Raw genomic sequence first — 23,647 nt, 5'->3', positions numbered from 1 at the left:
GAGTGTGTTTATTTGTATGTCATCGTGTATGCCTCACAGAGAACGGGTCAAAATGTGAAGATCGGATGTGTTTAAAACTTGGAATATGAAGATGTACGGTCTGGTAAGCTACCGTTAGCATCAGTGGGAGTTTCGATGGATCAAGACAGCAATCAAAAACAGGAAACTATTACCAGCGAACCATCATGGAACGATCAGGAACGGCTGTTGCTGGGCGAAGTCATGCGCCTGGTGGGACAAAGCCTGTCGTCCGATATTGTGTTTAGGGAAATGCTGCATCTAGCTTCGGAACTGCTGGGGCTGAATCGGGGCAGGGTGGTGTTGAAGCAGGCGCATCCCGACGAAGATGGATATGTTGCGAAGATTGCCTATGCCTATGGCCTGACAAGGCATGAGATCGGCCGTGGTCGCTATAAGGCCGGTGAGGGCATTACAGGGGCGGTGCTAGCAACAGGGCAGGCGATCATCGTACAGAATATTGATGCCGACCCTCGCTTTTTAGGTCGTGCTGTAAACAGGGCTGACCTACCACAGGAAACAGTGGCGTTCATTGCCGTTCCCATTGAGGTGAACAAGCGAGTCGAAGGCGTGCTGGCCGTCCATCGCATTCGTCGCCGCAACCGTCTGATCAGTGATGATGTCTCGGTACTGAAGATATTGGCTACGCTGACGGGCCAATTATTGCAACTTCAGGGGCTGGTAGAAGAAAAGACCCGGTCGCTGGAAGTGCAGAATGAAATGCTGACCAATGCGCTGGAATCGTCCACTGCCCGCTATGGCATAGTGGGGCAGTCGCCAGCTTTGCTAAAGGCTATTTCCGATCTGGAAAGGGTTTCTAATTCAACAGCTATTGTCCTATTGCTGGGGGAGTCGGGCAGTGGCAAGGAGCTGTTTGCCCGGGCATTGCATATGGCAAGTCCAAGGCGGGGGTCGCCATTTGTGAAGGTCAATTGCGCCGCTATTCCTGAGTCCTTGTTCGAGTCCGAGCTTTTTGGGCATGAGCGCGGCGCCTTTACCGGTGCTAATGCACCACGGGTTGGCTGGTTCGAACAGGCAAATAACGGCACGATATTTCTTGATGAAATCGGAGAAATGCCGTTGCTGATGCAGACCAAGCTACTCAGGACACTACAGGAAGGCACGATAATCCGTCTCGGTGGGAAAAAGGAAATTAGCCTGAATGTACGTGTCGTTGCCGCAACCAATCGGGATTTGCAACAGGAGGTCGACGACGGCAATTTTCGCGAGGATTTGTTCTATCGGCTGAATGTGGTGCCTATTCAGCTTCCTTCGCTTGAGGAGCGGCAGGGGGATATACGGGCATTGGCCTTGCATTTTCTGAATCGTGCAAACCAGGCAAATGAGCGTAATGTCTATCTTTCTCCCGAAGCGCTCAATCACCTGGAACAGATGGAGTGGCCTGGCAATATCCGGGAGTTGGGCAATGCGATCGAGCGTATTGTATTGCTTGCAGACCAGCAGACTGTGGGAGTAAAGGATGTGATCCGCCTGCTTGGCAGTAAGACGAGAAAGCCGCGCCATAAGCCTGTTTCCCCGGCAATCGTTCGCGAGCAACCGTTGATACGCGAATATCTGAAGGCTGAATCCCACGATGCAGATAGCCTGGTGCAAGCCATGCAACGCGCCGGGAATAACCAATCGCGCGCAGCCCAATCATTGGGACTCACCCTGCGGCAGTTCCGGTATCGCTGGCAAAAAATCATGAACGGTTAAATTGTTAACAATGTGTCAATTATTGTTAACACATTGTCCACATTTTTCTTGATTTTTTATCCTGAAGTTTGTTTATTTATTTCTTAATTTATACTTATAAATCATGATATTGTGAAATTTTCTCTTTGAGATTTTAGTATGTTGGCATAGCTCTTGCGATTACGGAAATGTCATTTCTTTAATCATCGGAGTCATACTCAATGAGTACAAACACAATTCAAGAGCAAGAGACTACTTTCACCAAGTTCTTGCGACCAATTGATCGTGAAGGTTTGCTGCAATTTGCCGAAAAAGGGCGTAACAATCCTGCAGCCCGTGGTACTAACAAGGTCCATACGGTTGTGGATGGCAAATTCCGCACCTTGAGTTATGTCGGCGATCATAAGGCTGTGGTGGTGGATGAGCCTTTGCATTTGTTCGGTCAGGATACTGCACCGGCACCAGGCGAGATCGTATTGTCCGGTCTGGGTGGCTGCCTTTGTGTCGGGATTACTGCCGTTGCCACATATCGTAACGTCAAGCTCAGTAAGCTGGAAATCTATCTGGAAGGCGATATAGGTAATCCGGCAGCGTGGGGTGCCGGTGGTGCGGAAAAACAACCGCATGAGATGGGCTTCCAGCAAATTCGCGTCAAGGTGGATGTTGAAGGTGATGCGCCACGTGAAGTTCTGGAAGAGATTGTCAAGCATGCCAATTTCTTCTCGCCCGTGGCTAACACCATGCGTAACCCAATTCCGTTCGATATTTCACTCGCTTAGTCAGAGGGAGTGATCCATGTCTGCATTAGTCGACTCTGACTTGAAACTGGATGCTTCTGTGGCCGCTGCGCATGAAGCTATGCTTCAGGCTGTGCATAAGATTGCCCGAACTTCCCTGATTGAGCTGGTGGAGGATATTGACCGTATCGGGACTTATCCTGAAGCAGTACTCCGTCAATTGGGCGAAGTCGGCGCTTATGATTGTCGTGATCGGGAAATCGGTTCGGTCAACCTTCAGGCGACCATGCGTGCCATAGCCGAAGTATCCGAGGTTTGTGCAGCAACAGGATTCATGATGTGGTGCCATGTAGCATGCGGCCTCTATATGGATCACTCTCACAATTCAGCATTAAGTGGCGTGGCTTTGCAGCAGCACCTTGAAGGCAAGACCCTGGGCGGCACTGCATTGAGCAACCCCATGAAGGCTATGGCAGGCATCGAGAAAATGTTGCTGAAGGCCCATAGGGTCGAGGGCGGTTATCTGGTGAATGGCACCTTGCCATGGGTCAGCAACCTTGGCCCAGAACACTACTTTGGGGCAGTGGCCACGATAGACTCTGCCGATGGTCAGCGCGAAGTGATGTTCAGGGGATATTGCAATGGACAGGGAGTTGAGTTGAAAGACTGTCCTTCGTTTGCTGGAATGGAAGGTACAGGCACATGGGCGCTAAGGTTTAAGGATGCATTCATCAGCGACAGTGAGGTGATTGCCGAGGATGTGCCGGCATTCCTCAACAAAGTCCGCGCTTCTTTCATTTTGCTGCAATGCGGCATGGGATGGGGTGTGGCGCAAAGCGCTATTCAGGAGATGTGGAACGTAGAGCAGCAATTGGGGCATGTAAACCAGTTTCTGGAAGACCGGCCAGCTGCCTTGCAGGCAGAGTTGGATGCCTTGAAAGTCAGGACATTGAAGCTTGCGGAAACACCGTATGAAACAGACAAGCAGTATCTTCTGGATGTGCTGGATGTGCGGGCGCATGCTTCTGAGCTTGCTTTACGCGCTGCGCAGTCTGCTGTACTGCACACGGGTGCCAGAGGTTATCTGATGTCTTCGCCAGTGCAGCGCAAGGTGAGGGAGTCGCACTTTGTAGCAATTGTGACACCGGCACTCAAGCATCTGCGTCGTGAAATGGCGCGTCTTAGCAAGTCGGAGCAGCCATCATGACAGCGAGGACGCCTCTGCAGGATGAACCCGTGAATACTTGGCGCCAATATATCTGCCTGGCATGCGGCTTCATTTATGATGAGGAGCTAGGTGATCCTGATGGTGGACTGCCGCCTGGCACGCGGTTTGAGGATATTCCAGATGACTGGGCGTGTCCGCTGTGCGGCGTGACAAAAACGGATTTTGAGTTATATGTCGCTCAGGACATGGCTGCCTTATCCTCTCAATCCAGCGCTAATTTCGGAGGTAGTCGTCATCAAGCCAGCGTAGTGATTGTCGGCGCCGGCAGCGCCGGCTGGCAGGTGGCCCGCGCCATTCGTGCGCTGGATCAGACTATGCCTATCGTAATGGTGACGGCATGTAGCGGCGATGTTTATGATAAACCCATGCTTTCTGTTGCCATTTCCAAGGGCATGGAGCCGATGTCTCTGGTCAAGGAAACCGGGACGGAAGCGGCTGTGAAACTGGGAGTGAGGTTGTTGACCAGTACGGATGCCATTAGCGTCGATACTGTCAGTTCGACATTGCGCACAACCAGAGGCACTTTGAAATATACCCATCTGATACTGGCACATGGCGCAATACCTCGCAGGGTTGATGCCTTGCCTGCCAATATCTGTTGGCAAATCAATAATCTGCAAAGCTACCTCGATTTTCGTGCGCGCCTGGATGCCATGGCAGAAAAAAGCACGATTCTGATTGCCGGGGCTGGTCTGGTCGGCAGCGAGTTGGCCAATGATCTGGCGCTGGCGGGGCATCATATTTATCTGACAGATATCCAACAGAGTCCATTGGGTAATTTATTGAATGTCGAAGATGCACAACGGCTTCTGGAAGCATGGCAATCTCTGCCGATTGAATTTATGGGCGGTGTCACTGTGCAGGCAATCCATGAGCAAAATGGTCGGAAACATGTCGAACTCAGTAATGGTCAGGCATTGGATGTTCATTTTGTGATTGCCGCCACAGGACTGCAAACGCCGAGTCGGCTGGCGAGAACCGCCGGGCTGGAATGGAATGAAGGCATTTGCGTGGACCCGGTAACGCTGGATACCAATGTGTCCAATATTCATGCGTTAGGAGACTGCGTGAGCATCAGTGGTCAGGCGATCCGTCTGATTGAGCCGATTCATCGCCAGGCAAAAGTCATTGCAGCCAAGGTTACCGGCTGTGAACCTGTGCATTACACACACTTCAACCCTGTTGTACGTATTAAAACATCTTCTCTTTACTTCAGTGTTTGATTAATTAGACCTAAGGACTGTCATGACAAAACATTTCTCACCCTATGATGCTGATCTACCTCTCTTCGCGACTTGTTCCTGTGGGAAACATGCCAGTGAAGAGGAACACCTGAAGGCCAGCGCTCATGCACACGCAGATGACAGGCGTATCTCAGAGGAAGAATATTCCAATGATTTTATCGAGGCAGCTTTGGTCAAGGCCATTCTGCCACAAGAAACCCAACGTCGTGATTTCCTGAGAGCGGTCGGCAAGGGAGCGGCAATGGCTGCTATCAGCACCATTTTCCCGTTGGGATCATTGAGAGCCATGGCATTGGAGAAAGGGCCGATAGAGAAGTCCACGGTCAAGGTTGGATTTATTCCTATTACCTGTGCTGCTCCATTGATCCTGGCCGAACCTATGGGATTCTTCAAGGAGCAGGGGTTGAATGTCGAGCTGAATAAGGCGGCAGGCTGGGCCTTGGTGCGTGACAAGATCATGAACCAGGAGTTTGATGCTTCCCAGTTTTTGGCCCCTATGCCGCTTGCCATGACGATGGGCGCAGGTTCGAGTCCACAGGCAGTCAATGTTGCCGCGATACAGAATGTCAACGGCCAGGCCATTGTGCTTGCAGCCAAGCACAAGTCGAACCGAGATCCAAAAAACTGGAAAGGCTTCAAGTTTGCCATTCCGTTCGAGTTCTCCATGCACAACTTCCTGCTGCGTTACTACCTGGCCGAGGCAGGGATTGATCCTGACCGTGATGTACAGTTGCGCGTGGTACCTCCGGCAGAAATGCTGGCGAATCTGCGTGCCGGCAATATTGATGGCTTCCTGGGGCCTGATCCATTCTCGCAACGGGCGGTTTATGACGGTGTCGGCTTTATCCAGATTCTTTCACAGGATATCTGGAATGGCCATCCATGCTGCACCTTCGGCGCCTCTGCCAGCTTTATTCAACAAAACCCAAATACCTTTGCAGCCTTGTATCGGGCCTTCCTCAAGTCTTCAGCGTTTGCCAATGACAAGAACAACCGGAAAGAAGTGGCGACCGTCATTTCCAAGCCGGCTTATCTCAACCAGCCAGAGGTGATCGTCAATCAAGTCATTACCGGCCGGTTCGCAGACGGGCTGGGCAATATCGTCAATGCACCGCAGCGTGTCGGCTTCGAAGCGGTGCCTTGGGAAGGCATGGCCTTGTGGATGCTTACGCAAATGAAGCGCTGGGGATACATCAAGGGTGATGTCAGCTATCGCGCTATTGCAGAAAAGGTGTTCATGATGACCGATGCCAAAAAGGCAATGAAGGATCTTGGACTAGCTGTGCCTGAAACCAACCGAAAGATCGTGGTGATGGGCAAGGTTTTTGATTCTCAGCAGCCGCAAGCCTATGTCGATAGTTTCAATATTAAGAGGTAAGGTCATGAAAGCACTCAACACACAGAATGTGAAGGCGGGGTTTCTCTCTCTGATGCTTTTGCTTCTGATTGTCGTGGTCTGGGGCATTGCCACGGCACCAAGTACGGTGGCGACGTCTGAGATTTCTGCTGAGGAGCTGGAGTATCTGCAGTTGATGGGGCAGGACCCTGCTTCTGCAAGCCAGCAGACTGCATCGTCTTTCCCTAGGCCTAGCGAACTGGGTGCGACCATCGTATCCCAGCTTGCGCACCCGTTTTACGACAATGGCCCGAATGACAAAGGGATTGGTATCCAGATCGCCCACTCCCTGGGGCGCGTCGCAGTTGGTTTCAGCATGGCGGCGCTGATTGCCATCCCGGTGGGTTTTCTGATCGGGATGAGCCCGCTGGCCTTTAAGGTGCTGGATCCATTTATCCAGATTTTGAAGCCTATCTCTCCACTGGCCTGGATGCCGATCGCCCTGTATACGATCAAGGATTCTACGGCTTCGGGCATTTTCGTGATTTTTATCTGTTCCATCTGGCCGATGCTGATGAACACGGCATTTGGTGTCGCAAATGTCCGGAAAGAATGGCTTAACGTGGCGAGGACACTGGAGGTTGGTCAACTGAGAAAGGCATTTTGCGTGATCCTCCCTGCAGCTGCGCCGACGATAGTGACCGGCATGAGAATCAGCATGGGCATTGCATGGCTGGTGATTGTGGCTGCGGAAATGCTGGTGGGGGGTACAGGGATTGGTTACTTCGTCTGGAATCAGTGGAACAACCTGTCTCTTTCTGACGTGATCTTTGCCATTCTGATGATCGGGATTGTGGGCATGATCCTGGATATGTGCTTTGCCCAATTACAAAAGGCGGTGACGTATGTCGACTGATACAACCGTGATGGGTAATGCCATCTCAAAGAATTTTCTTAAAGTTGAAGGTTTGGCCAAGCAATATCCTGGCGCTGCCGAGGCTACTTTCGATGCTGTCAATTTTTCGATTGCCAAGGGTGAGTTCGTCTGCCTGATCGGTCATTCCGGCTGTGGCAAAACCACTATCCTGAATGTGCTGGCAGGACTGGAAAGCGCGACAGAAGGTGTGGTCATTATGAATGGGCGCGAAGTGTCTGCACCCGGCCTGGAGCGCGGCGTCGTGTTCCAGGGGCATGCGCTTATGCCGTGGCTGACAGTAAGGCAAAACATTGCATTTGCTGTCAAGAGCAGGTGGCCGACATGGAGTGCAGCCAAGGTCCAGGAGCAAGTGATGAAATATGTTTCGCTTGTCGGCCTGCAATCCGCCGTGGATAAGAAGCCTTCCCAATTATCCGGGGGGATGAAGCAGCGGGTGGGTATTGCACGTGCCTTTGCCATCGAACCGAAGATGCTGTTGCTGGACGAGCCTTTTGGCGCACTGGATGCCTTGACCCGTGGCACGATACAGGATGAGCTGCTGAAAATATGTCGTGAAACCCAGCAGACCGTATTCATGATCACTCATGACGTCGATGAAGCCATCCTGTTATCGGACAAGGTGTTGCTGATGAGTAACGGCCCACGCGCCAGAGTGGCGGAAATTGTCGTGAACACCATGTCGAAAGATCGGCATCGTACTTCCCTGCATCACGATCCCCAGTATTACAAGATTCGCAATCACTTTGTTGACTACCTGGTATCGCGTTCCAAGGATTTATCTCATGGTCGCGCGCCAGAGCACCCGCCGCTTGTGTATCCGGGGCTGGATTATGTATCCCCGGAGGCAGGTGCCGCTGCCGATCAGTCGGTAGTGCCATTGCACAAGACCGCTTAACCGTTTCACTTTTTTACAGGAGCTAATGATGAGTCGCCTAGATGTAACTGAAAAAATTATCACCGCCAAAGTGATGAAAGGACTGAAGTGGGCCGAGGTTGCCGCCAAGCTGAACCTGAGCAAGGAATGGGTCACGGCTGCCTGCCTGGGTCAGATGGCCTTGAATGCCGAGCAAGCGAAAATCATTGCCGAGATATTCGATCTGAGCGATGAAGATCAGAAATGGTTGATGGTGCCGCCATCCAAGGGAACATTCACGTCGGCCATTCCCACTGATCCATTGATCTACCGATTCTATGAAATGATCAATGTTTATGGCAGCACCATCAAGCAGCTCATCCATGAAGAATTCGGTGACGGCATTATGAGCGCCATCGATTTCAAGATGGACCTGCAGCGTGTTGCTGACCCGATGGGCGACCGCGTCAATATCGTCCTGAACGGCAAGTTTCTCCCCTACAAGCAGTTCTAGGTAATAAAGAGGCTCACGATGAATGGTCAGGTAAAAGCATTTTATGATCAGGCGACCTCCACCGTGAGCTATGTCGTTTTTGACGAGCCTGGTGGGTACTGTGCAGTGATTGATTCTGTACTGGATTTTGACCCGAAAGCCGCCAGGACTTCCACTGCTGGTGCTGATGAGATTGCGGCATTCGTCAAGGCCATGGATCTTACGACGATATGGCTGCTTGAAACCCATGTTCATGCCGATCACATCTCAGCTGCTCCCTATCTCAAGAAGCGTCTGGGAGGGTCCATCGCCATCGGCTCGGAGATACAGGGAGTGATGGATAAGTTCAACCTGATCTATAACACCATGGAGTTCGTGGGTTTCGACCAGCTGTTCGAAGATGGCCAGATATTCTACATCGGCCGGCTCAAAGTGACTGCGCTCCATGTGCCCGGCCATACGCCAGCGGATACGGCCTACGAGGTGGACGGTGTCGGTATATTTGTTGGCGACACGATTTTTATGCCGGATGTGGGCACGGCACGATGTGATTTTCCGGGAGGTGATCCCAGGAAATTGTATCGATCCATCAAAATGCTGCTGAGTTATCCGCCTGACACCATCCTCTACAGCTGTCATGACTATCCAGGTGAGGACAGAGAGGCCAAGTGGTGCAGTACTGTTGCAGAGCAGCGCAAGGCCAATATTCATATGCATGACGGTGTAGATGAAGCGGAATTCTGCCGGATGCGCAATTCCCGGGACGCAACCCTTGCCTTGCCTACCCTGATGCTTGCCGCAGTGCAAGTCAACATCAGGGCGGGCCAATTCCCGCAGGCGGAGGATAACGGCGTGCAATATCTTCGAATACCTATAAATCTCCTTTAAATCCAAATGATTACATTTGTTACAGCACTGCTGTCTGGGACAGCGGTAGGGGTTCTGCTTGGCCTGACGGGGGGCGGGGCTGGTGTTTTTGCCATTCCGCTTCTAACCCTGTTGATGGGGTTCAGCTTCATTGAAGCCAAGCCCATTGCCTTGATTGCCGTCGCGATTGCAGCCTTTGTCGGAGCATTGCAATCGGCCAGATCGGGCCACTTGAGATGGCGGGCTGCTCTTTTCGTTGCGCTCATCGGCAGCCTGGTTTCTCCCTTAGGGCAATGGATTGCTTTCCATTTGTCGCACCAATGGCTGGTGTATTCCTTTTCGATACTGATGCTGGTCATGGCATCAGGTTTGTTCAGGCAGGCATTGGCGATGGTTGGATCGCGAGGCGCTGACAATGACAGCATCCAGCGGCCTTGCATGCTCAGCGAGCGAACTGGCCGGCTGATCTGGACCAAAAGGTGTGCATCCAAACTTACCGCAGCAGGGATTAGTTCAGGGGTGTTTTTGGGACTTTATGGTGTTGGTGTCGGATTCATCCTGGTGCCGGCCTTGTCGAGGTCCACCAATATCAGTGTGCAAGCAACCACCGCCACGTCGCTCATGGTGATCGCGCTGATGTCATCGATTGTCGCTGGCGGCATGTTGATCGATGGCGTCACGATCAACCAGACGGGCCTGACTTTTATTGGTGCCGCATGCGTAGGCACAGTGATCGGTCGGCTGTTGAGCTTGCGGCTCTCTCCTATGACTCTCAAGTGCGGGTTGGGCACGCTGATGGTGATCACAGCCATCCTGTTTGCCTTGATGAGTTAAGGAGCGAATGTTCACGAATATGCAATGTTTTCCACTTTTTTGAAACCGTAAATCAAGGAGCTATCCATGAGTGTCATCAGCCCAACCGCAAGACTTGGCATCATCAGTGCCCTGCTGGGAATCACTGCATTTTCAGCGCAGGCAGAAGAAAGTGCACCGCAATCCTTTATGGAGGCAATCAAGGCCGGCAAGAGTCTGTCCAGCCTGAGATTGCGATATGAAGACGTAAACCAGGATGGCTTGCAACCGCCAACCACTATCGGTACTCAAGTCAACCCTGGGGCCAATGAGGAATTGAGAGATACCTCTGCACTGACGCTCAGGACATTGCTTGGATGGCAGACTGCGCCATATCAGAACTTCAGTTTTACTGGTCAGATCATCAATGTCACGAAGCTGACGGATAACTTCAACGACAGCACCAATGGCACTATGATCAATGCGGTGTCCAATGATCCCAGCAATGTGGACAGGGCAAAAATTGTTGATCCTGACATTACCGAACTCAATCTGTTGTTTGTTGATTGGACCGGGATAAAGGATACGCGCATCCGTTTGGGCCGCCAGCAGATCAATCTGGATAACTACCGCTTCATTGGCGACGTAGTGTTCAGGCAAGTCATGCAAGTGTTTGACGGCGTGACCATGCTGAATACTTCATTGCCCAACACTGAGATTTATCTGGGGCATATTGAGCGAGTAAGGCAGTTGACGACAGAGCTACGAGATGATGGTGCTCTGGAAATCATCAATATGAAGTACCACGTGACGCCTACCACTTCTCTGACTGGTTACGGTTATCTCTCCAGTTTCGATGACCTTGGGTTTGGTCGGGCATGGTTCGGCAATGCTGCTGGTGCTGCCGGACTTGCGCAGGGGAAAAATGGAGCGGTCAACCAGCAGGCAGATCAGGGCAACAAGATCATTGGCGTGAGGCTGGAAGGTATGCAGCCCATCAACAAGGAATGGAAGGCCCTCTACAATGCTGAATATGCCAAGCAAACCGATTACAGTGGTGGTGATTCACGCATCGATGCGCACTATTACAAAATCGGCGGTGGCGTAGGGTATAACGGTTTTTCCTTGAGAGTCGACCAGGAGTTGCTGTCCAGCAACGATGGCCAATACGGATTTCAGATGCCCTATGGCACCAACCACTTGTTTCAGGGGTGGGTGGATAAATTTCTTGCCACACCACAAGAGGGGATGCGGGATACGTTTGTCACTGCGGGGTACAAGGCAGGAAATTTTGCCTTCTTCTTCGACTACCACATCCTGGATTCTGATGTGAGCTTCAATACCGTAGGCGGAGGTACGGGGTCAAAGTTTGGTAAAGAGTGGAATGCAGCGGTGACCTATACTTTCGACAAGCACTGGATGGCCAAGCTTGAGTACGGTAATTTCAAGGAAGGTGACCACTATGCTGCGCTGCCTGCAGCAGATACAGTTGCTGGAAACAGGGGCCGCTTCAGGGATACTGACAAAACCTGGCTGACCGTCATGTATAGTTTTTAAGATGAAAAATAAGGGTCAGTGTAAATGACGGAGTGTTACATACATCTTCATACCAAGATGCATGTAACACTGAATCGCGCGTGACTTTAAATGATCCAACCATTTTTAAATGGTATGTAGACTCTGCTATAAGCAGAGGGCATTGAACTAACCTACCGAGGGGGTTTTTCGGCGTGCACTACGCACCAGCAACCCCAAGCCCGCTAGCAGCATGGCATAACTGGAAGGTTCGGGCACTGGCATGAGCAGGTAGGCGTTGTAGTTGTCGTTGCTGTCTAGTCCACGCGCGATGATCCAGCCTTGGTCATTGATGCCGTAGGCGGAGTCCAGCATGATGCCGGAGGCGCTATCGATCAGGGAGTTCAGGTTGATGCGGCTACCGTCGATCCAGAGCGCGGCATATTCCTCCAGATAGCCGGTCGTGCCATCAATTCCGATAAAGCTGCCAACCACATGGCCCAGGTTGTTCAAGCCATAGGCAAAGCTGGCGTAGTCGTCAGGCCTACCAAGATCAATTGCTGTGCCATTGTCCCAAAGTGTAGCGTGTTGCTTGCCATCTGCCGATGCACTCCAGCCAATGATGAGGTTGTTGCTGTTGATGGCGTATGCTTCAGCGCCAATGCCGCCGATAGTATTTAATAGGGTAAGTTCATTGTTGTTGTTCCAGAGAGCGGCATAGTCTCCAAAGACTTTGGATAGACTTCCAACTATATTGCCTTGATCATTGATAGCGTTGGCCTCTCCTCGATAACCATCGAGACTGGTAAGTGCTGTGGGAAGGTTGTTGCTCCACAACGTAGCGGTGATCTGGTTGTCTGCACCCAGGCTCCAGCCGACAACTTGACCAAGATTGTTGATTCCTTTGGCTTGCGCATATTGTCCCGATAGGCCAGGCAATGTTGTCGCAGTGCTGTTTTGCCATAGGGTTGCTTGGCCATCATAAGATGGTGAAGAAGGTATCGTTTCTAATCCACCAATAGTGGGTTCATAAAATCCTGATCGGGTATAGCTGACCCCGACCACCTGTCCGTGATCATTGATGGAAAAAGCTGCGCTGTATCGGCCTTGTCCGTCTGTGAGGGCTGATGCTGTGCCGTTTGCCCATGAAGTGGCAAGCGTCTTCAATGGATAGGTTTCGAGATCGCCATAGCCAACTATCTGGCCATGATGGTTGAGTGCTGCTGCAAAACTTCCTGGGTAACCAGCCAGTGGACTAAGTGCTGTGAGTGAATATTGTGGTGATGCGTGCGATAGGCTGGCGATGGATAATAGGCTAACAGTCGCGAGTAGGTGTGCAAATGTCATTGATGTGGCTCCCCGAGAGTTTGGTTTATTGGCTTAAACGTTATTAATATTCATTTTCATTTATTTGGTGATTATATCGGCGGTGCCGAATGCTGGAAAGGTGGTCGTCGTAGTCAGAAAGCACTATTGGAATGACAGGGAAAATCTGGCAGCCATGCTAAAATCCCGGCCTACCTATGACGACAAACAGCCCCATCAATGAGCGCCAGATGCTCCAGCATTTACAGGCGCAACTACCCGATTGTCTATTGCTTGACCGTTTTAATTTCAAGCGACGCTTGCAACAAGTGAATGCCATGCTGGAGCAGGGCAAGCCAGTGGACAAATCATTGGCAGAACTGGCCGTGAAAATCCAGGCTTCAAGTGCTCGACTGAAGCTTAGACGAGAACAATTGCCCAAGCCGGAATATCCTGCCGAACTGCCGGTCAGCGCCCGCAAGGATGAAATAGCCGAGGCGATTAGCAAGCACCAGATCGTGATCGTCAGCGGCGAAACCGGCTCAGGAAAAACGACGCAATTGCCCAAAATCTGTCTGGAGTTGGGACGTGGTGTTGCCGGATTGATAGGTCACACCCAGCCGCGGCGGATTGCCGCACGCTCGGTCGCGTCGCGCATTGCGCAGGAACTGAAGTCTCCGCTGGGCGAGGCGGTGGGCTACAAGGTGCGCTTCAACGACCGCCTCTCGGAAATCAGCTATATCAAGCTGATGACCGACGGCATCCTACTCGCGGAAACGCAGGGTGACCGCTTCCTCAACGCCTACGACACCATCATCATCGACGAGGCGCACGAGCGCAGCCTGAATATTGATTTCCTGCTCGGCTACCTGAAGCAATTACTGCCGCGCCGGCCCGACCTCAAGGTGATCGTCACCTCGGCGACCATCGACGCGGAGCGCTTCTCGCGCCATTTCAACGGCGCGCCGGTGATCGAGGTTTCCGGCCGGACTTATCCGGTTGAAATCCGCTACCGTCCTTTGGGCAGCCGCCGTAGGGCGATCGCGGCGCCGGCGCCAGTCGCTGCGCCTGCGCCTGTTCCCGTAGTGAAAAGGGAAGCAGAAGCGCCGCAAGAAGATATCATTGACATCGGCATCAAGCGCAAGGCGGGCAATATCGACCCTTCCATCCGCAAATGGCTGGATGACGATGATGATGTGGAGCTGCTCGGCCAGGACATCATGGGCATCCAGCGCAAGCCGCGCGCCGAGGCCAAGTGGCTGGAAGAGGACGATGCCGAGGAGGCGATGGAAGAGGCGATCCTCGATTCCGTGGAGCAGCTTTCCCGGCTCGGCGGCGGCGATATCTTGGTATTCCTGCCGGGCGAGCGCGAGATTCGCGATACGGCGGATTACCTCAACAAGCACTTGCGCCATGTCGAGATATTGCCTTTGTTCGCGCGCCTCTCCATAGAAGACCAGCAGAAAGTATTCCGCTCCAGCGGCGGGCGGCGCGTGGTGCTCGCAACCAATGTCGCCGAAACTTCGCTCACCGTGCCGGGCATCAAGTACGTCATCGATACCGGCTTGGCGCGGGTCAACCGCTACAGTGCGCGCGCCAAGGTCGAGCAGTTGCAGGTGGAGAAAATCTCGCAGGCGGCGGCACGGCAGCGCGCGGGCCGCTGCGGACGCGTGTCCAACGGCATCTGCATCCGGCTTTACGACGAGGCGGATTTCAACAACCGTCCCGAATTCACCGACCCGGAAATCATGCGTTCCTCGCTGGCCGCCGTGATCCTGCGCATGGCCGCGCTCAAGTTAGGCAACGTGCAGGAGTTCCCCTTCATCGAGGCGCCCAGCTCGCGCTACATTGCCGACGGCTACCAGCTATTGCAGGAGCTGGGCGCGGTGGATGCGGAGCAGAACATCACCGAAACCGGCAGGCAATTGGCCCGGCTGCCGCTGGACCCGCGCGTCTCGCGCATGATCCTGGAAGGCAAGAAGCAGGGCTGCGTGCGTGAAATTCTCATCATCGCCAGCGCGCTGGCGATCCAGGACCCGCGCGAGCGCCCCATGGACAAGCGCGAAGCAGCCGACCAGGCGCATGCCAAGTTCAAGGTCGAGCATTCCGATTTTCTCGGCTTCATCAAGCTGTGGGAATGGTACGAGGACGCGTTCAAGACCAAGAAATCGAACAAGGACTTGCTCAACAAGTGCCACAGCAATTTCCTCTCGTTCCTGCGGCTCAAGGAGTGGCGCGAGCTGTACCAGCAACTCCGGGAGATCGCCGACGAGCTGGAACTCAAGCTCAATGAGCAGCCTGCCTCTTATGAGCAGGTGCATCGCGCCTTGCTTGCCGGGTTGCTGGGCAATATCGGTTTCAAGGATGGCGAGGCGGACAATTATCTCGGCGCGCGCGGTATCCGTTTCCATGTCGCGCCCGGTTCCACCTTGAAGAAAGCCCGCCCGAAATGGGTGATGGCGGCGGAACTGATGGAAACCACCAAGTTGTATGCGCGTTGCGTAGCGAAAATAGAACCGGACTGGATCGAGCCGCTGGCGCGCGGCCTGACGCAGAGCCATTACAGCGACCCGCGCTGGGACCGTAAGCCGGCGCAAGTGGCGGCCTGGGAGCGCGTGAGCCTCTACGGCCTTACCGTGGTGCCGCGCCGCCGCGTGCATTACGGCCCGATCAACCCCAAGGAATCGCGCGAGATTTTCATCCGCGAGGCGCTGGCGAACATGGAGTTCGATACCCGCGCGCCGTTCTTTGCCGCCAACCGCCGCCTCATTGCCGAGATCGAGGAGCTGGAGCACAAGGCGCGGCGGCAGGACGTGCTGGTGGACGAACATACGTTGTTTGCGTTCTACGACGCGGTCGTTCCAGAAGGCATCGTCAACGGCGCCGGGTTCGAGAAATGGCGCGAGGACGCGGAAAAGGACAACCCGAAAATCCTCTACCTTACGCGCGACCACCTGATGCGCCACGGCGCGGCGGGCATTACCGAGGTGCAGTTCCCGGAAAGCCTGGAGCTGGACGGCGTGAAGCTGCCGCTCAAGTACCGCTTCGAGCCTGGGCACCCATTGGATGGCGTGACGGCGACCGTGCCGCTGGCCTTGCTCAACCAACTCAACCCGGTGGAGGCAGAATGGCTGGTGCCGGGCATGATTCGCGACAAGGTCACGGCGTTGATCAAGGCGCTACCCAAGACCTTGCGCCGCGTCTGCGTGCCGGTGCCGGATTTCGTGACCGGCTTCCTGGAAACAGCATCCAAAAAAGACGGGGCATTGCTGCCGGCGTTGGCAAGCTATGTCCAGCAGCGCACCGGCTTGCAGCTGGGCGCCGGGGAATGGCAGGCCGATGCGCTGGATGCGCACCTTTACATGAACTTCCGCGTGGTGGACGAGAAAAACCGCGAGCTTGGCAGCGGCCGCGACTGGCATGCGCTCAAGGCGCAGCTGGGCCAGGCGGCGCAGCTGACCTTCCGCAGCAGTTCGCCCGGCATCGAGAAGTCCGGACTCAAGCAGTGGGATTTCGGCGACTTGCCGCCGACCCTGAGCTTCAGCCGCGACGGACGCCAGTTGACCGGCTACCCGGCGTTGGAGGACAACGCCGACAGCGTCGCCATCAAGCTGTTCGATACCGAGCTGGCCGCCCGGCTATCGCATCGCGCCGGGGTGCGCCGCCTGATGCGCTTCGAGCTCAAGGAGCAGATGAAGCAGCTGGAAAAAGGCCTGCCCGGCTTCAACCAATATGCCTTGCAGCTGCGCAACATCATGAATCCGGACGAGTTGCGCGAGGACATGCTGGTCGCGATCAGCGACCGGGCGTTCATCGGCGAGGATGAGCTGCCGCGCAGCAACCAGGACTTCATGGCACTGAAGACCCGCGCGCGAACGCGCCTGCCGGCGGTGGTCGAGGGTGCGGGCCGGCTGGCGACGGCGATTGCCGCGGAATACACGCAACTCACACAAAAGTTGAACGCCGCTCCCGCCAACCTGTCCAGAATCAAGAAGGAGCTGGAAGGCCAGCTCGCGCGCTTGCTGCCCAAGCGTTTTTTCAGCGCGACACCGTGGGAAACCCTGCAGCACTTGCCGCGCTATATCAAGGCCATGCGTCTGCGCCTGGAGAAGTATCCAGGCGCGGTAGAGCGCGATACGCGCAGCGGCCAGTCCGTGCAGCAAGTGTGGGAGCGTTGGGAGTCGCACGTGCTGGGCTTGCGCAAGGCCAACCATGAAGTGCCGCCGGCCGTGCTGGATTATCGCTGGCTGATCGAGGAGCTTCGCGTTTCCCTGTTTGCGCAGGAGTTGAAGACACCGTTCCCGGTATCGGTGAAGCGCTTGGATAAGGCCTGGGAAGACATGGTTCGCGCTTAGATCAGCTAACAAAACCCTTTTGGCGCCGTTGCTCTGCCTTGCCGTACTTGTTGTACTGTCTGCAGTAGAACGCCTAGCCAAAATCGCTTCGCTGGGTTTTGTTGGCGGCTCTTAATACGCATTGTCGCCAGCTAGTGCCTAATTTAATGATGCATTAAGCATTGCAGCAATATTAAGGAGGAAGCGTTGTTCAAATTGCGCCGTTCGCTAGCTTGTATATTGGCTTGCAGCCTGTTTTACAGTGTGCTGTCGCATGCCGACGGGCAAAGCTTTGACGAATGGGTGCAGGATTTCAGCCGCGATGCGCAGGCGCAAGGGATTTCAGCGGCGACGTTGCAAGCGGCCCTGGCGGATGCCCAGCCGATAGACCGCGTGGTCGAGCTGGACCAAGCGCAGCCTGAGTTCGTGCAAACCTTCCTCGGCTACCTCGGCCGCCGCGTGACGCCAAAGCAGATCGCGCGCGGGCAGGGCTTATTGCAGGAGCAAGCGCCTGTGCTGCAGGCCGTGGAGCAGAAGTACGGCGTGCCTGCCGCTGTATTGCTGGCCTTCTGGGGGCTGGAAACCAATTACGGGCAGACGCTTGGCAGCTTTTCCACACCCAAGGCGTTGGCGACGCTCGCTTACGAGGGGAGGCGCCATGCGTTCTTCCGCAGCCAGCTGCTGGATGCCTTGCGCATCATCGATGCGGGCCATATCGAGGCCGGCAACATGGTGGGGTCATGGGCGGGCGCGGTCGGGCACATGCAATTCATGCCCTCGACTTTCCTGGCCTATGCCGAGGACGGCGACGGGGACGGTAGGATCAACGTCTGGCAATCCATCCCCGATGCCATGGCTTCCGCGGGACATTACTTGAGCTCGATAGGCTGGAAGCGCGACGAGCCCATCGCCGTAGAGGTGGCGCTGCCCGAGGATTTTGCCTGGCAGCAGGCCGCCATCAACCAAAAGCGCAGCGTGGAGCAATGGCAGGCCCTTGGCGTGCAGGCGGCGAACCAGACGGCGCTGCCAGCCGGCCTCAATGCGGCGATTGTGCTGCCGCAAGGCTGGCGCGGCCCGGCCTTCATGGTGTTCGATAATTTCAACGTGGTGATGCAATGGAACCGTTCCACCAGTTATGCGCTGACAGTGGCGCACCTTGCCAGCCGCCTGCAGGGCGGGCCTGCGTTGGTTGGCGGCGCCGGGGCCGAGCAGGAGGCGGTGAGCATCGATGCCGTCAAGCGCCTGCAGCGGCAATTGACGGACCTGGGCTTTGATACCGGCGGCAGCGACGGCCTGCCCGGCCCCAAGACCCAGGCGGCAATCCGCGGCTATCAACTGGCCCATGCCTTGCCTGCGGACGGTTACGCATCGCCCAACCTGATGCAGCACGTCGCCACCACGCTTGCAAGCCAGACGGTGGATACCGAGTTGATTCCGGGCTTTCCCGGCACGCAGCCTTGACCAAGCTTGCTGACAAAATTTCAAAGAGTGAAATATTCAAATAATAGTTAAAGGAGAACCGCACATGAGTCAGGATCGCGTGAGTCAAGATCGAAAGCTGCGCTGGGGCATACTGGGCGCGGCCCGCGTCAACGAGCGCCTGTTGCCCGCCATCGTCGATGCGGCCAATGCCGAGCTGGTGGCGATTGCCAGCCGCCGTCCGGGTGCCGCCGCTGCAACCGTGCAAAAGCATGCGCCCCAGGCGGCAAGCGCGGTGAAAAGTTATGACGAGCCGGAAGCGCTGCTCGACGACGACAATGTCGAGGCCGTCTACCTGCCGATGTCCAACCACGAGCATACGGAATGGGCGTTGAAGGCGATTGCGAAGGGCAAGCACGTGCTGATCGAGAAACCGCTGGCGCTGACCGTGGCCGACGTGGATGCCATCGCGAATGCAGCACAGCAGCAGGGCGTGATCGTGATGGAAGGCTTCATGTACGTCTTCCATCCGCAATTCGCGCGCGTACAGGAGTTGCTGCGTTCCGGCGTGATCGGCGACGTGAAGTTCGTGCGCGCAAGCTACTCCTTCATCATGAAACCCGCGCGGCTCTACCGCCTGGAAAAAGACGTGGACCATGGAGGCGGCGCGATGTGGGATATCGGGCCCTATGCCATCCATTCATTGCGCAGCGTTTTCGGCACCGAACCCAAGAGCGTCGTGACGATAGCGCAATACACGGAAAGCGGGGCGGATATCGCCACCAGCGGCGTATTCGATTTCGGCGAAGGCAGGCAAGGGCAGTTCGATATCGGCTTCGAATGCTCGCGCCGCTCCGAATACCAGGTCACGGGCAGCAAGGGCGGCCTGAAATGTCACACCGTCTGGCAGCAGGCGGGCGACGTGCCGGTGATCACCTGGTGGACTGAGGACGGCCATTTCTGGGAAGAACGCCTGCCCGCCAGCAGCCATTTCATCCTCGAAATCGAGCATTTCAGCGATTGCGTGCTCAACGGCAAGCCGCCGTTCCTCAGCCTGGCGGATGCGCGCGGCAACTGCAAGGCGATCGTGGCGGCGATGCAGTCCGCCGCGCAAGGCCAGCGGGTCGAGATTTCCCCGGATTGAGCCGGGAACGGTAGGCCGCCAACGGCCCTGCCGTTATACGGTCTACGGGCCTTTCCTGCCGGGTAGCTGAGGCAGGATCGCTCGACCCTGTCCTGCAGCAGGCCCAAGCCGCCTTCCGTGCCGCCGCTTGGCCAGGCTTGCCGGCCGATATAATTCCTGCTCCAATTTTCCAAGTTTGCTTTTTGAAAGGGATGTAATGAATCAGGTAATGCTCGTGGCCTTGGGCGGCGCAATTGGCTCAGTTGCACGCTTCAAGCTTTCAGGCTTGGTTTTGCGCTACAGCCTGGATTGGCGGTTCCCGTTCCCCACTTTCACCGTCAACATCATTGGTTGCCTCGTCATCGGCATCCTGGCCGGGCTTGCCTCGAGGGAGGGATTCATTTCAGCCGATATGCGCGTCCTGCTTTTTACCGGGTTGGTGGGCGGGTTCACCACGTTTTCCGCCTTCGGGCTGGAAACCATGGTATTGCTGCGTGAAGGCCATATCGGCATTGCTGCCGCGTACGTCGTTGCAAGCATCGTCGTTGGGCTGGCGGTGATGTGGCTCGGGTTCGAGCTGGCAAAGATTGCGATGCAGGCTTGAACGCATTGTCCGGCTGAAGCGCGGCCGGCAAAAGCTTAAAGCAGCCTGATGTCGCTCAGCCTTTCCGCGCAGGTATCGCGGATGATGCGCGCAAGATCCTGCGTGTAGGGCCTTGCCATGACGTCCGGCATGCCGAGCGCATGCAGCTCGGACCAAAGCCCCTTGCGGCCGATGGGCTTCGCAATCACGTACTCATGCTCCACGTAGCTCTGTATGCCCCAGTTGGGCAGGGCGGCAATGCCGCGGCGGCTGGCGACCAATTGCATGATGGCGATGGTGAGCTCGCTGGTGCGGCGGCTGAATTCGATATTGGCAGGTTTGAGCACCTGGCGGATGACGTCGATGCGCTCTTCCGGCACGGGGTAGGTGATCAGGGTTTGTCCCGCGAAGTCTTCCGCCATCAGGCGCGGCTTGTTGCGCAGCTCGTGCTCGGGCGGCAACACCCCCATGATCTCGAACTTGAATAGCGGAATCGCGCCGAGTTCGCGCTGTTTCTCCGGCAGGCTGCCGATCACGAGATCGGCCTTGCCGTCGTGCAGCAAGTGCCAGGGATCGCTATGGAAACCGGCCACCAAATCCAGCTCGACTTCCGGCCAGGCGCGGCGGAAGGCGTCCATTACCGGGGTGAGCCAGTCGAAGCAGGTGTGGCACTCCAGCACGATCCTCAACTCCCCCGATTGGTCGCTCTTGAGGCGGATCAGGTCGCGCTCGGCCTTTTCCTGTGCCTCCAGCATTTCCTTTGCCAATGCCAGCAACCGTTCCCCGGCGGGCGTGAAGCGGATGCCGTGCGCGGTGCGCTGGAACAGGGTGGTGTCGTAATGTTTCTCCAACACGCGGATCTGGTGCGAGAGCGCGGATTGCGTGAGGAAGACCCGCTCTGCGGCATGGGCCAGTTTTCCAGTGTCGGCAATCGCGATCAAGGATTTCAGGTGGCGGATTTCCAGCATAAGAAGCTTGGATAGATATGAAATGAATTCAATTTTACCAAAAAAACTTTCGCTTTTTTAAATTGCTTGCCTGCCGGAAAATTCGCGGTTTCGTTAAAAATTCAAGCAAGGCATTGGGTATGGCAAGCGCACATATTCTCGGGTATCCGCGCATCGGTGAAAAACGTGCGCTCAAATACGCCCTGGAGGCGTTCTGGAAGGGCGACCTGACTGCGGCGGGATTGCAGGAAATAGGCAAGGGTCTGCGGGAGCGGCATTGGAGCAAGCAAAAGCGGCTGGACTTCATCACCGCAGGGGATTTCTCATTTTACGACCACGTGCTCGACCATGCGGTGATGTTCGGCGCGATTCCCAGAAGATTTGGCTTTCAGGGCGTTTTATCCGAACATGACTATTTTGCGCTGGCGCGCGGCAATGCCGTCCAACCGGCCATGAAAACCGCCAGGTGGTTCGATACCGACTACCACTATATCGTGCCGGAGCTCGATGCGGATACCAGCTTCACGATCAACGCCCATGAATTCCTGAGCCAGCTCGACGAAGCGCAGGCGCGTTCCATGCCGGTCAAGGCGGCGTTGCTGGGGCCTGTCAGCCTGCTGTATTTGAGCGGCGCGGATGGCTGCGACCGTTTGCAGCTGCTGGATAGGCTGGCGGAACAGTATGCGCATTTGCTGAAGGAGCTGTACCACCGCAAGATTGCCTGCCTGCAGCTTGAAGAGCCCATTCTAGCCTTGGACCTGGATGATGCATGGCTGGGCGCTTTCGAACGCGCATATGCCTGGTTCCGCACGCAGCGGCCGGCGATATTGCTCGGCACCTATTTCGGCAATGTCGCCCGCTATCAAGGCTTTGTCACGCATTTGCCAGTGGACGGCATTCATCTCGACCTGGTCAGTGCGCCTGAGCAATTGGCGCCATGGCTCAATGCCTTGCCTGGGCATTGGATATTGTCCGCCGGCATCGTGGACGGCCGTGGCATTTTGCGCAATGACCTGAGGCAGAGCCTCGGTCTGTTGCAGCCATTGGCGCATAAGCTCGGCGACAGGCTTTGGGTAGCCCCCAGCTGTTCCTTGCTGCATGTGCCGGCGACGCTGGCGCATGAGCAGGCGATGGATGCGGCAACCAGGTCCTGCCTGGCCTTTGCCGATGAAAAGATTGCCGAGGTGGTCGCGCTGGCGCGCGGCCTGAATGAAGGCGAGGCCAGTATTGCCGAAGATTTGCTGGTCTCCGACGCCGCTGTGCGGTTGCGTCACGCTTGTTGCGTGAAGGCCGATGACAATCTGACTGTCCTGGTAGCCCGTAAACCGGTGGCTTGAAAAGGGTGTAGCGCTGGATTGTTAGGATGAAGGCAAGTGCGCCTGTAGCAGCGCCGAGATGTCTTCCCGGCTTTCCGGGCGCACCACGCGCCCGACTTCCGTCCCACCCCGCAACAGGATCAAGGTAGGCCATAACTTCACCTTGAAGCTGCGGCCCAGCCGCCTGCCTCTGCCGTCCTCGATGCGTTCGTGACGCAGGGCGGGGAATTGCCGTAATGCCGCGCTGAGCGAAGGCTGCGCCGCCTGGCAAAAGCCGCACCAGCTGGCGCCGAACTCCAGCAACAACCATCCCGGCGTTGCATCGATATCGTCGCGGCTTGGTTCTGGATTCAGGGCTGGTTTCATTATCTGGCTTGGCGGAACTTGCGTTTCATGATAGGGGATTGTGGCATGGTGGCCGTGTCCATGAATGACCAAAATCCGAGTAAAAAATTCGCAAAAAAATTCCCCTTAAAAATCCTGCATATATCTCAAAAAAACAATATCTAGTGTTTTTGAGTGTACACAAGCACATTTTATTGCGCTATAGTCCATCCCATCTACGGTGTTCGACGGTTGTTCGATTGAGTCGGAAAAAGGGAATGCGGTCGCAGGGCGGTGCCTTGCCAAGCCGCAGCTGCCCCCGCAACTGTAACCAGTGAGTGGCATGCCAACAAGGGTCACTGGGCCTGAAAGTGTGAGGCCCGGGAAGACAGGCCGGTCATGTGGACCTGGGAGCCAGGAAACCTGCCGTAGATCATTTTCATAACGTTTGAGGCGGGGTGTCCTCGGCCGGATAGGGTATTGCGCTGATGCGTCGGCGCCTTGCCCGTCATGCTGCTTTGTGATTGTTGCTCGGTTGCCTCGGCAATCGATGCGTGGTCATGAGGATGCCTTGCTTCCTG

General features: G+C 55.5%; 19 protein-coding genes and 1 riboswitch. Of the genes, 16 read left to right on the top strand and 3 right to left on the bottom strand.

Annotated features, from left to right (window positions below):
- Positions 1-135: 135 nt before the first annotated feature.
- The 11 genes from ACJSDX_RS07110 to ACJSDX_RS07060 all read left to right on the top strand — a co-directional run bounded on the left by ACJSDX_RS07110 (position 136) and on the right by ACJSDX_RS07060 (position 11,757).
- Complete coding sequence (locus ACJSDX_RS07110) at positions 136-1,734, top strand: sigma-54 interaction domain-containing protein (RefSeq protein ID WP_407994111.1); 1,599 nt, start codon at positions 136-138, stop codon at positions 1,732-1,734.
- A gap of 200 nt (positions 1,735-1,934) precedes the next feature.
- The gene (locus ACJSDX_RS07105) at positions 1,935-2,492 is read left to right on the top strand and encodes an OsmC family protein (protein ID WP_407994110.1); all 558 of its coding nucleotides are present in this window, start codon (positions 1,935-1,937) and stop codon (positions 2,490-2,492) included.
- A 16-nt stretch (positions 2,493-2,508) separates the two neighbouring features.
- Complete coding sequence (locus ACJSDX_RS07100; RefSeq protein ID WP_407994109.1) at positions 2,509-3,657, top strand: acyl-CoA dehydrogenase family protein; 1,149 nt, start codon at positions 2,509-2,511, stop codon at positions 3,655-3,657.
- A gap of 29 nt (positions 3,658-3,686) precedes the next feature.
- A complete protein-coding gene (locus ACJSDX_RS07095; protein ID WP_407994108.1) occupies positions 3,687-4,901 on the top strand; it encodes an FAD-dependent oxidoreductase in 1,215 nt (404 codons plus the stop codon).
- A 22-nt stretch (positions 4,902-4,923) separates the two neighbouring features.
- A complete protein-coding gene (locus ACJSDX_RS07090; RefSeq protein WP_407994107.1) occupies positions 4,924-6,300 on the top strand; it encodes a CmpA/NrtA family ABC transporter substrate-binding protein in 1,377 nt (458 codons plus the stop codon).
- Between the two features lie 4 nt (positions 6,301-6,304).
- Positions 6,305-7,174 carry a nitrate ABC transporter permease gene (ntrB, locus tag ACJSDX_RS07085; protein WP_407994106.1) on the top strand — a complete coding sequence of 290 codons (870 nt, stop codon included), beginning with the start codon at positions 6,305-6,307 and terminating at the stop codon, positions 7,172-7,174.
- A complete protein-coding gene (locus ACJSDX_RS07080; protein WP_407994105.1) occupies positions 7,164-8,090 on the top strand; it encodes an ABC transporter ATP-binding protein in 927 nt (308 codons plus the stop codon). Before ntrB ends, ACJSDX_RS07080 begins: the two co-directional genes overlap by 11 nt.
- A 28-nt stretch (positions 8,091-8,118) precedes the next feature.
- Complete coding sequence (gene cynS / locus ACJSDX_RS07075; RefSeq protein WP_407994384.1) at positions 8,119-8,562, top strand: cyanase; 444 nt, start codon at positions 8,119-8,121, stop codon at positions 8,560-8,562.
- Positions 8,563-8,580: 18 nt separating this feature from the next.
- A complete protein-coding gene (locus tag ACJSDX_RS07070; RefSeq protein ID WP_407994104.1) occupies positions 8,581-9,429 on the top strand; it encodes an MBL fold metallo-hydrolase in 849 nt (282 codons plus the stop codon).
- Between the two features lie 6 nt (positions 9,430-9,435).
- The gene (locus ACJSDX_RS07065; protein WP_407994103.1) at positions 9,436-10,242 is read left to right on the top strand and encodes a sulfite exporter TauE/SafE family protein; all 807 of its coding nucleotides are present in this window, start codon (positions 9,436-9,438) and stop codon (positions 10,240-10,242) included.
- 66 nt (positions 10,243-10,308) lie between these two features.
- Positions 10,309-11,757, top strand: a complete 1,449-nt coding sequence (locus ACJSDX_RS07060) for an alginate export family protein (protein ID WP_407994102.1) — start codon at positions 10,309-10,311, stop codon at positions 11,755-11,757.
- 147 nt (positions 11,758-11,904) lie between these two features.
- On the opposite strand, the gene ACJSDX_RS07055 is transcribed toward ACJSDX_RS07060, so the two are convergent.
- Positions 11,905-13,062, bottom strand: coding sequence for a PEP-CTERM sorting domain-containing protein (locus ACJSDX_RS07055; RefSeq protein ID WP_407994101.1), 1,158 nt, complete (start codon positions 13,060-13,062; stop codon positions 11,905-11,907).
- Positions 13,063-13,271: 209 nt separating this feature from the next.
- Here ACJSDX_RS07055 and hrpA point away from each other — a divergent pair, with 209 nt between their 5' ends.
- The 4 genes from hrpA (at position 13,272) to crcB (ending at position 20,500) form a co-directional block, all read left to right on the top strand.
- A complete protein-coding gene (gene hrpA, locus ACJSDX_RS07050; RefSeq protein WP_407994383.1) occupies positions 13,272-17,375 on the top strand; it encodes an ATP-dependent RNA helicase HrpA in 4,104 nt (1,367 codons plus the stop codon).
- A 186-nt stretch (positions 17,376-17,561) separates the two neighbouring features.
- A complete protein-coding gene (locus ACJSDX_RS07045) occupies positions 17,562-18,815 on the top strand; it encodes a lytic murein transglycosylase (RefSeq protein WP_407994100.1) in 1,254 nt (417 codons plus the stop codon).
- A gap of 64 nt (positions 18,816-18,879) precedes the next feature.
- A complete protein-coding gene (locus ACJSDX_RS07040; RefSeq protein WP_407994099.1) occupies positions 18,880-19,917 on the top strand; it encodes a Gfo/Idh/MocA family protein in 1,038 nt (345 codons plus the stop codon).
- Positions 19,918-20,113: 196 nt separating this feature from the next.
- The gene (gene crcB, locus ACJSDX_RS07035; protein ID WP_407994098.1) at positions 20,114-20,500 is read left to right on the top strand and encodes a fluoride efflux transporter CrcB; all 387 of its coding nucleotides are present in this window, start codon (positions 20,114-20,116) and stop codon (positions 20,498-20,500) included.
- Between the two features lie 35 nt (positions 20,501-20,535).
- On the opposite strand, the gene ACJSDX_RS07030 is transcribed toward crcB, so the two are convergent.
- Entirely contained in the window at positions 20,536-21,447 is a 912-nt protein-coding gene (locus ACJSDX_RS07030) for a LysR family transcriptional regulator (protein WP_407994097.1), read from the bottom strand.
- A gap of 119 nt (positions 21,448-21,566) precedes the next feature.
- Between ACJSDX_RS07030 and ACJSDX_RS07025 the strand changes: the two genes are divergently transcribed.
- A complete protein-coding gene (locus ACJSDX_RS07025) occupies positions 21,567-22,763 on the top strand; it encodes a hypothetical protein (protein WP_407994096.1) in 1,197 nt (398 codons plus the stop codon).
- Between the two features lie 21 nt (positions 22,764-22,784).
- On the opposite strand, the gene ACJSDX_RS07020 is transcribed toward ACJSDX_RS07025, so the two are convergent.
- The gene (locus ACJSDX_RS07020; protein ID WP_309565003.1) at positions 22,785-23,108 is read right to left on the bottom strand and encodes a thioredoxin family protein; all 324 of its coding nucleotides are present in this window, start codon (positions 23,106-23,108) and stop codon (positions 22,785-22,787) included.
- A gap of 190 nt (positions 23,109-23,298) precedes the next feature.
- Positions 23,299-23,511: riboswitch (cobalamin riboswitch) on the top strand.
- Positions 23,512-23,647: the final 136 nt, after the last annotated feature.

Origin of the sequence: Methylobacillus draconifructus, from assembly GCF_045984355.1 — a bacterium.
In the GTDB taxonomy this organism is placed as follows: Bacteria; Pseudomonadota; Gammaproteobacteria; order Burkholderiales; family Methylophilaceae; genus Methylobacillus; species Methylobacillus flagellatus_A.
The sequence above is the reverse complement of the archived record's forward strand: the minus strand, read 5'-3'. Positions and strand labels throughout refer to the sequence as shown.

Bases quoted from the DNA above. Each gene is read 5' to 3' on its own strand.
- ACJSDX_RS07040 (WP_407994099.1), top strand. From the start codon at position 18,880: ATGAGTCAGGATCGCGTGAGTCAAGATCGAAAGCTGCGCTGGGGCATA.
- ACJSDX_RS07070 (WP_407994104.1), top strand. From the start codon at position 8,581: ATGAATGGTCAGGTAAAAGCATTTTATGATCAGGCGACCTCCACCGTG.
- cynS (WP_407994384.1), top strand. From the start codon at position 8,119: ATGAGTCGCCTAGATGTAACTGAAAAAATTATCACCGCCAAAGTGATG.
- ACJSDX_RS07030 (WP_407994097.1), bottom strand. From the start codon at position 21,447: ATGCTGGAAATCCGCCACCTGAAATCCTTGATCGCGATTGCCGACACT.
- hrpA (WP_407994383.1), top strand. From the start codon at position 13,272: ATGCTCCAGCATTTACAGGCGCAACTACCCGATTGTCTATTGCTTGAC.
- ACJSDX_RS07025 (WP_407994096.1), top strand. From the start codon at position 21,567: ATGGCAAGCGCACATATTCTCGGGTATCCGCGCATCGGTGAAAAACGT.
- ACJSDX_RS07060 (WP_407994102.1), top strand. From the start codon at position 10,309: ATGAGTGTCATCAGCCCAACCGCAAGACTTGGCATCATCAGTGCCCTG.
- ACJSDX_RS07090 (WP_407994107.1), top strand. From the start codon at position 4,924: ATGACAAAACATTTCTCACCCTATGATGCTGATCTACCTCTCTTCGCG.
- ACJSDX_RS07105 (WP_407994110.1), top strand. From the start codon at position 1,935: ATGAGTACAAACACAATTCAAGAGCAAGAGACTACTTTCACCAAGTTC.
- ACJSDX_RS07065 (WP_407994103.1), top strand. From the start codon at position 9,436: ATGATTACATTTGTTACAGCACTGCTGTCTGGGACAGCGGTAGGGGTT.
- ACJSDX_RS07020 (WP_309565003.1), bottom strand. From the start codon at position 23,108: ATGAAACCAGCCCTGAATCCAGAACCAAGCCGCGACGATATCGATGCA.
- ACJSDX_RS07110 (WP_407994111.1), top strand. From the start codon at position 136: ATGGATCAAGACAGCAATCAAAAACAGGAAACTATTACCAGCGAACCA.
- crcB (WP_407994098.1), top strand. From the start codon at position 20,114: ATGAATCAGGTAATGCTCGTGGCCTTGGGCGGCGCAATTGGCTCAGTT.
- ACJSDX_RS07080 (WP_407994105.1), top strand. From the start codon at position 7,164: ATGTCGACTGATACAACCGTGATGGGTAATGCCATCTCAAAGAATTTT.
- ntrB (WP_407994106.1), top strand. From the start codon at position 6,305: ATGAAAGCACTCAACACACAGAATGTGAAGGCGGGGTTTCTCTCTCTG.
- ACJSDX_RS07100 (WP_407994109.1), top strand. From the start codon at position 2,509: ATGTCTGCATTAGTCGACTCTGACTTGAAACTGGATGCTTCTGTGGCC.
- ACJSDX_RS07055 (WP_407994101.1), bottom strand. From the start codon at position 13,062: ATGACATTTGCACACCTACTCGCGACTGTTAGCCTATTATCCATCGCC.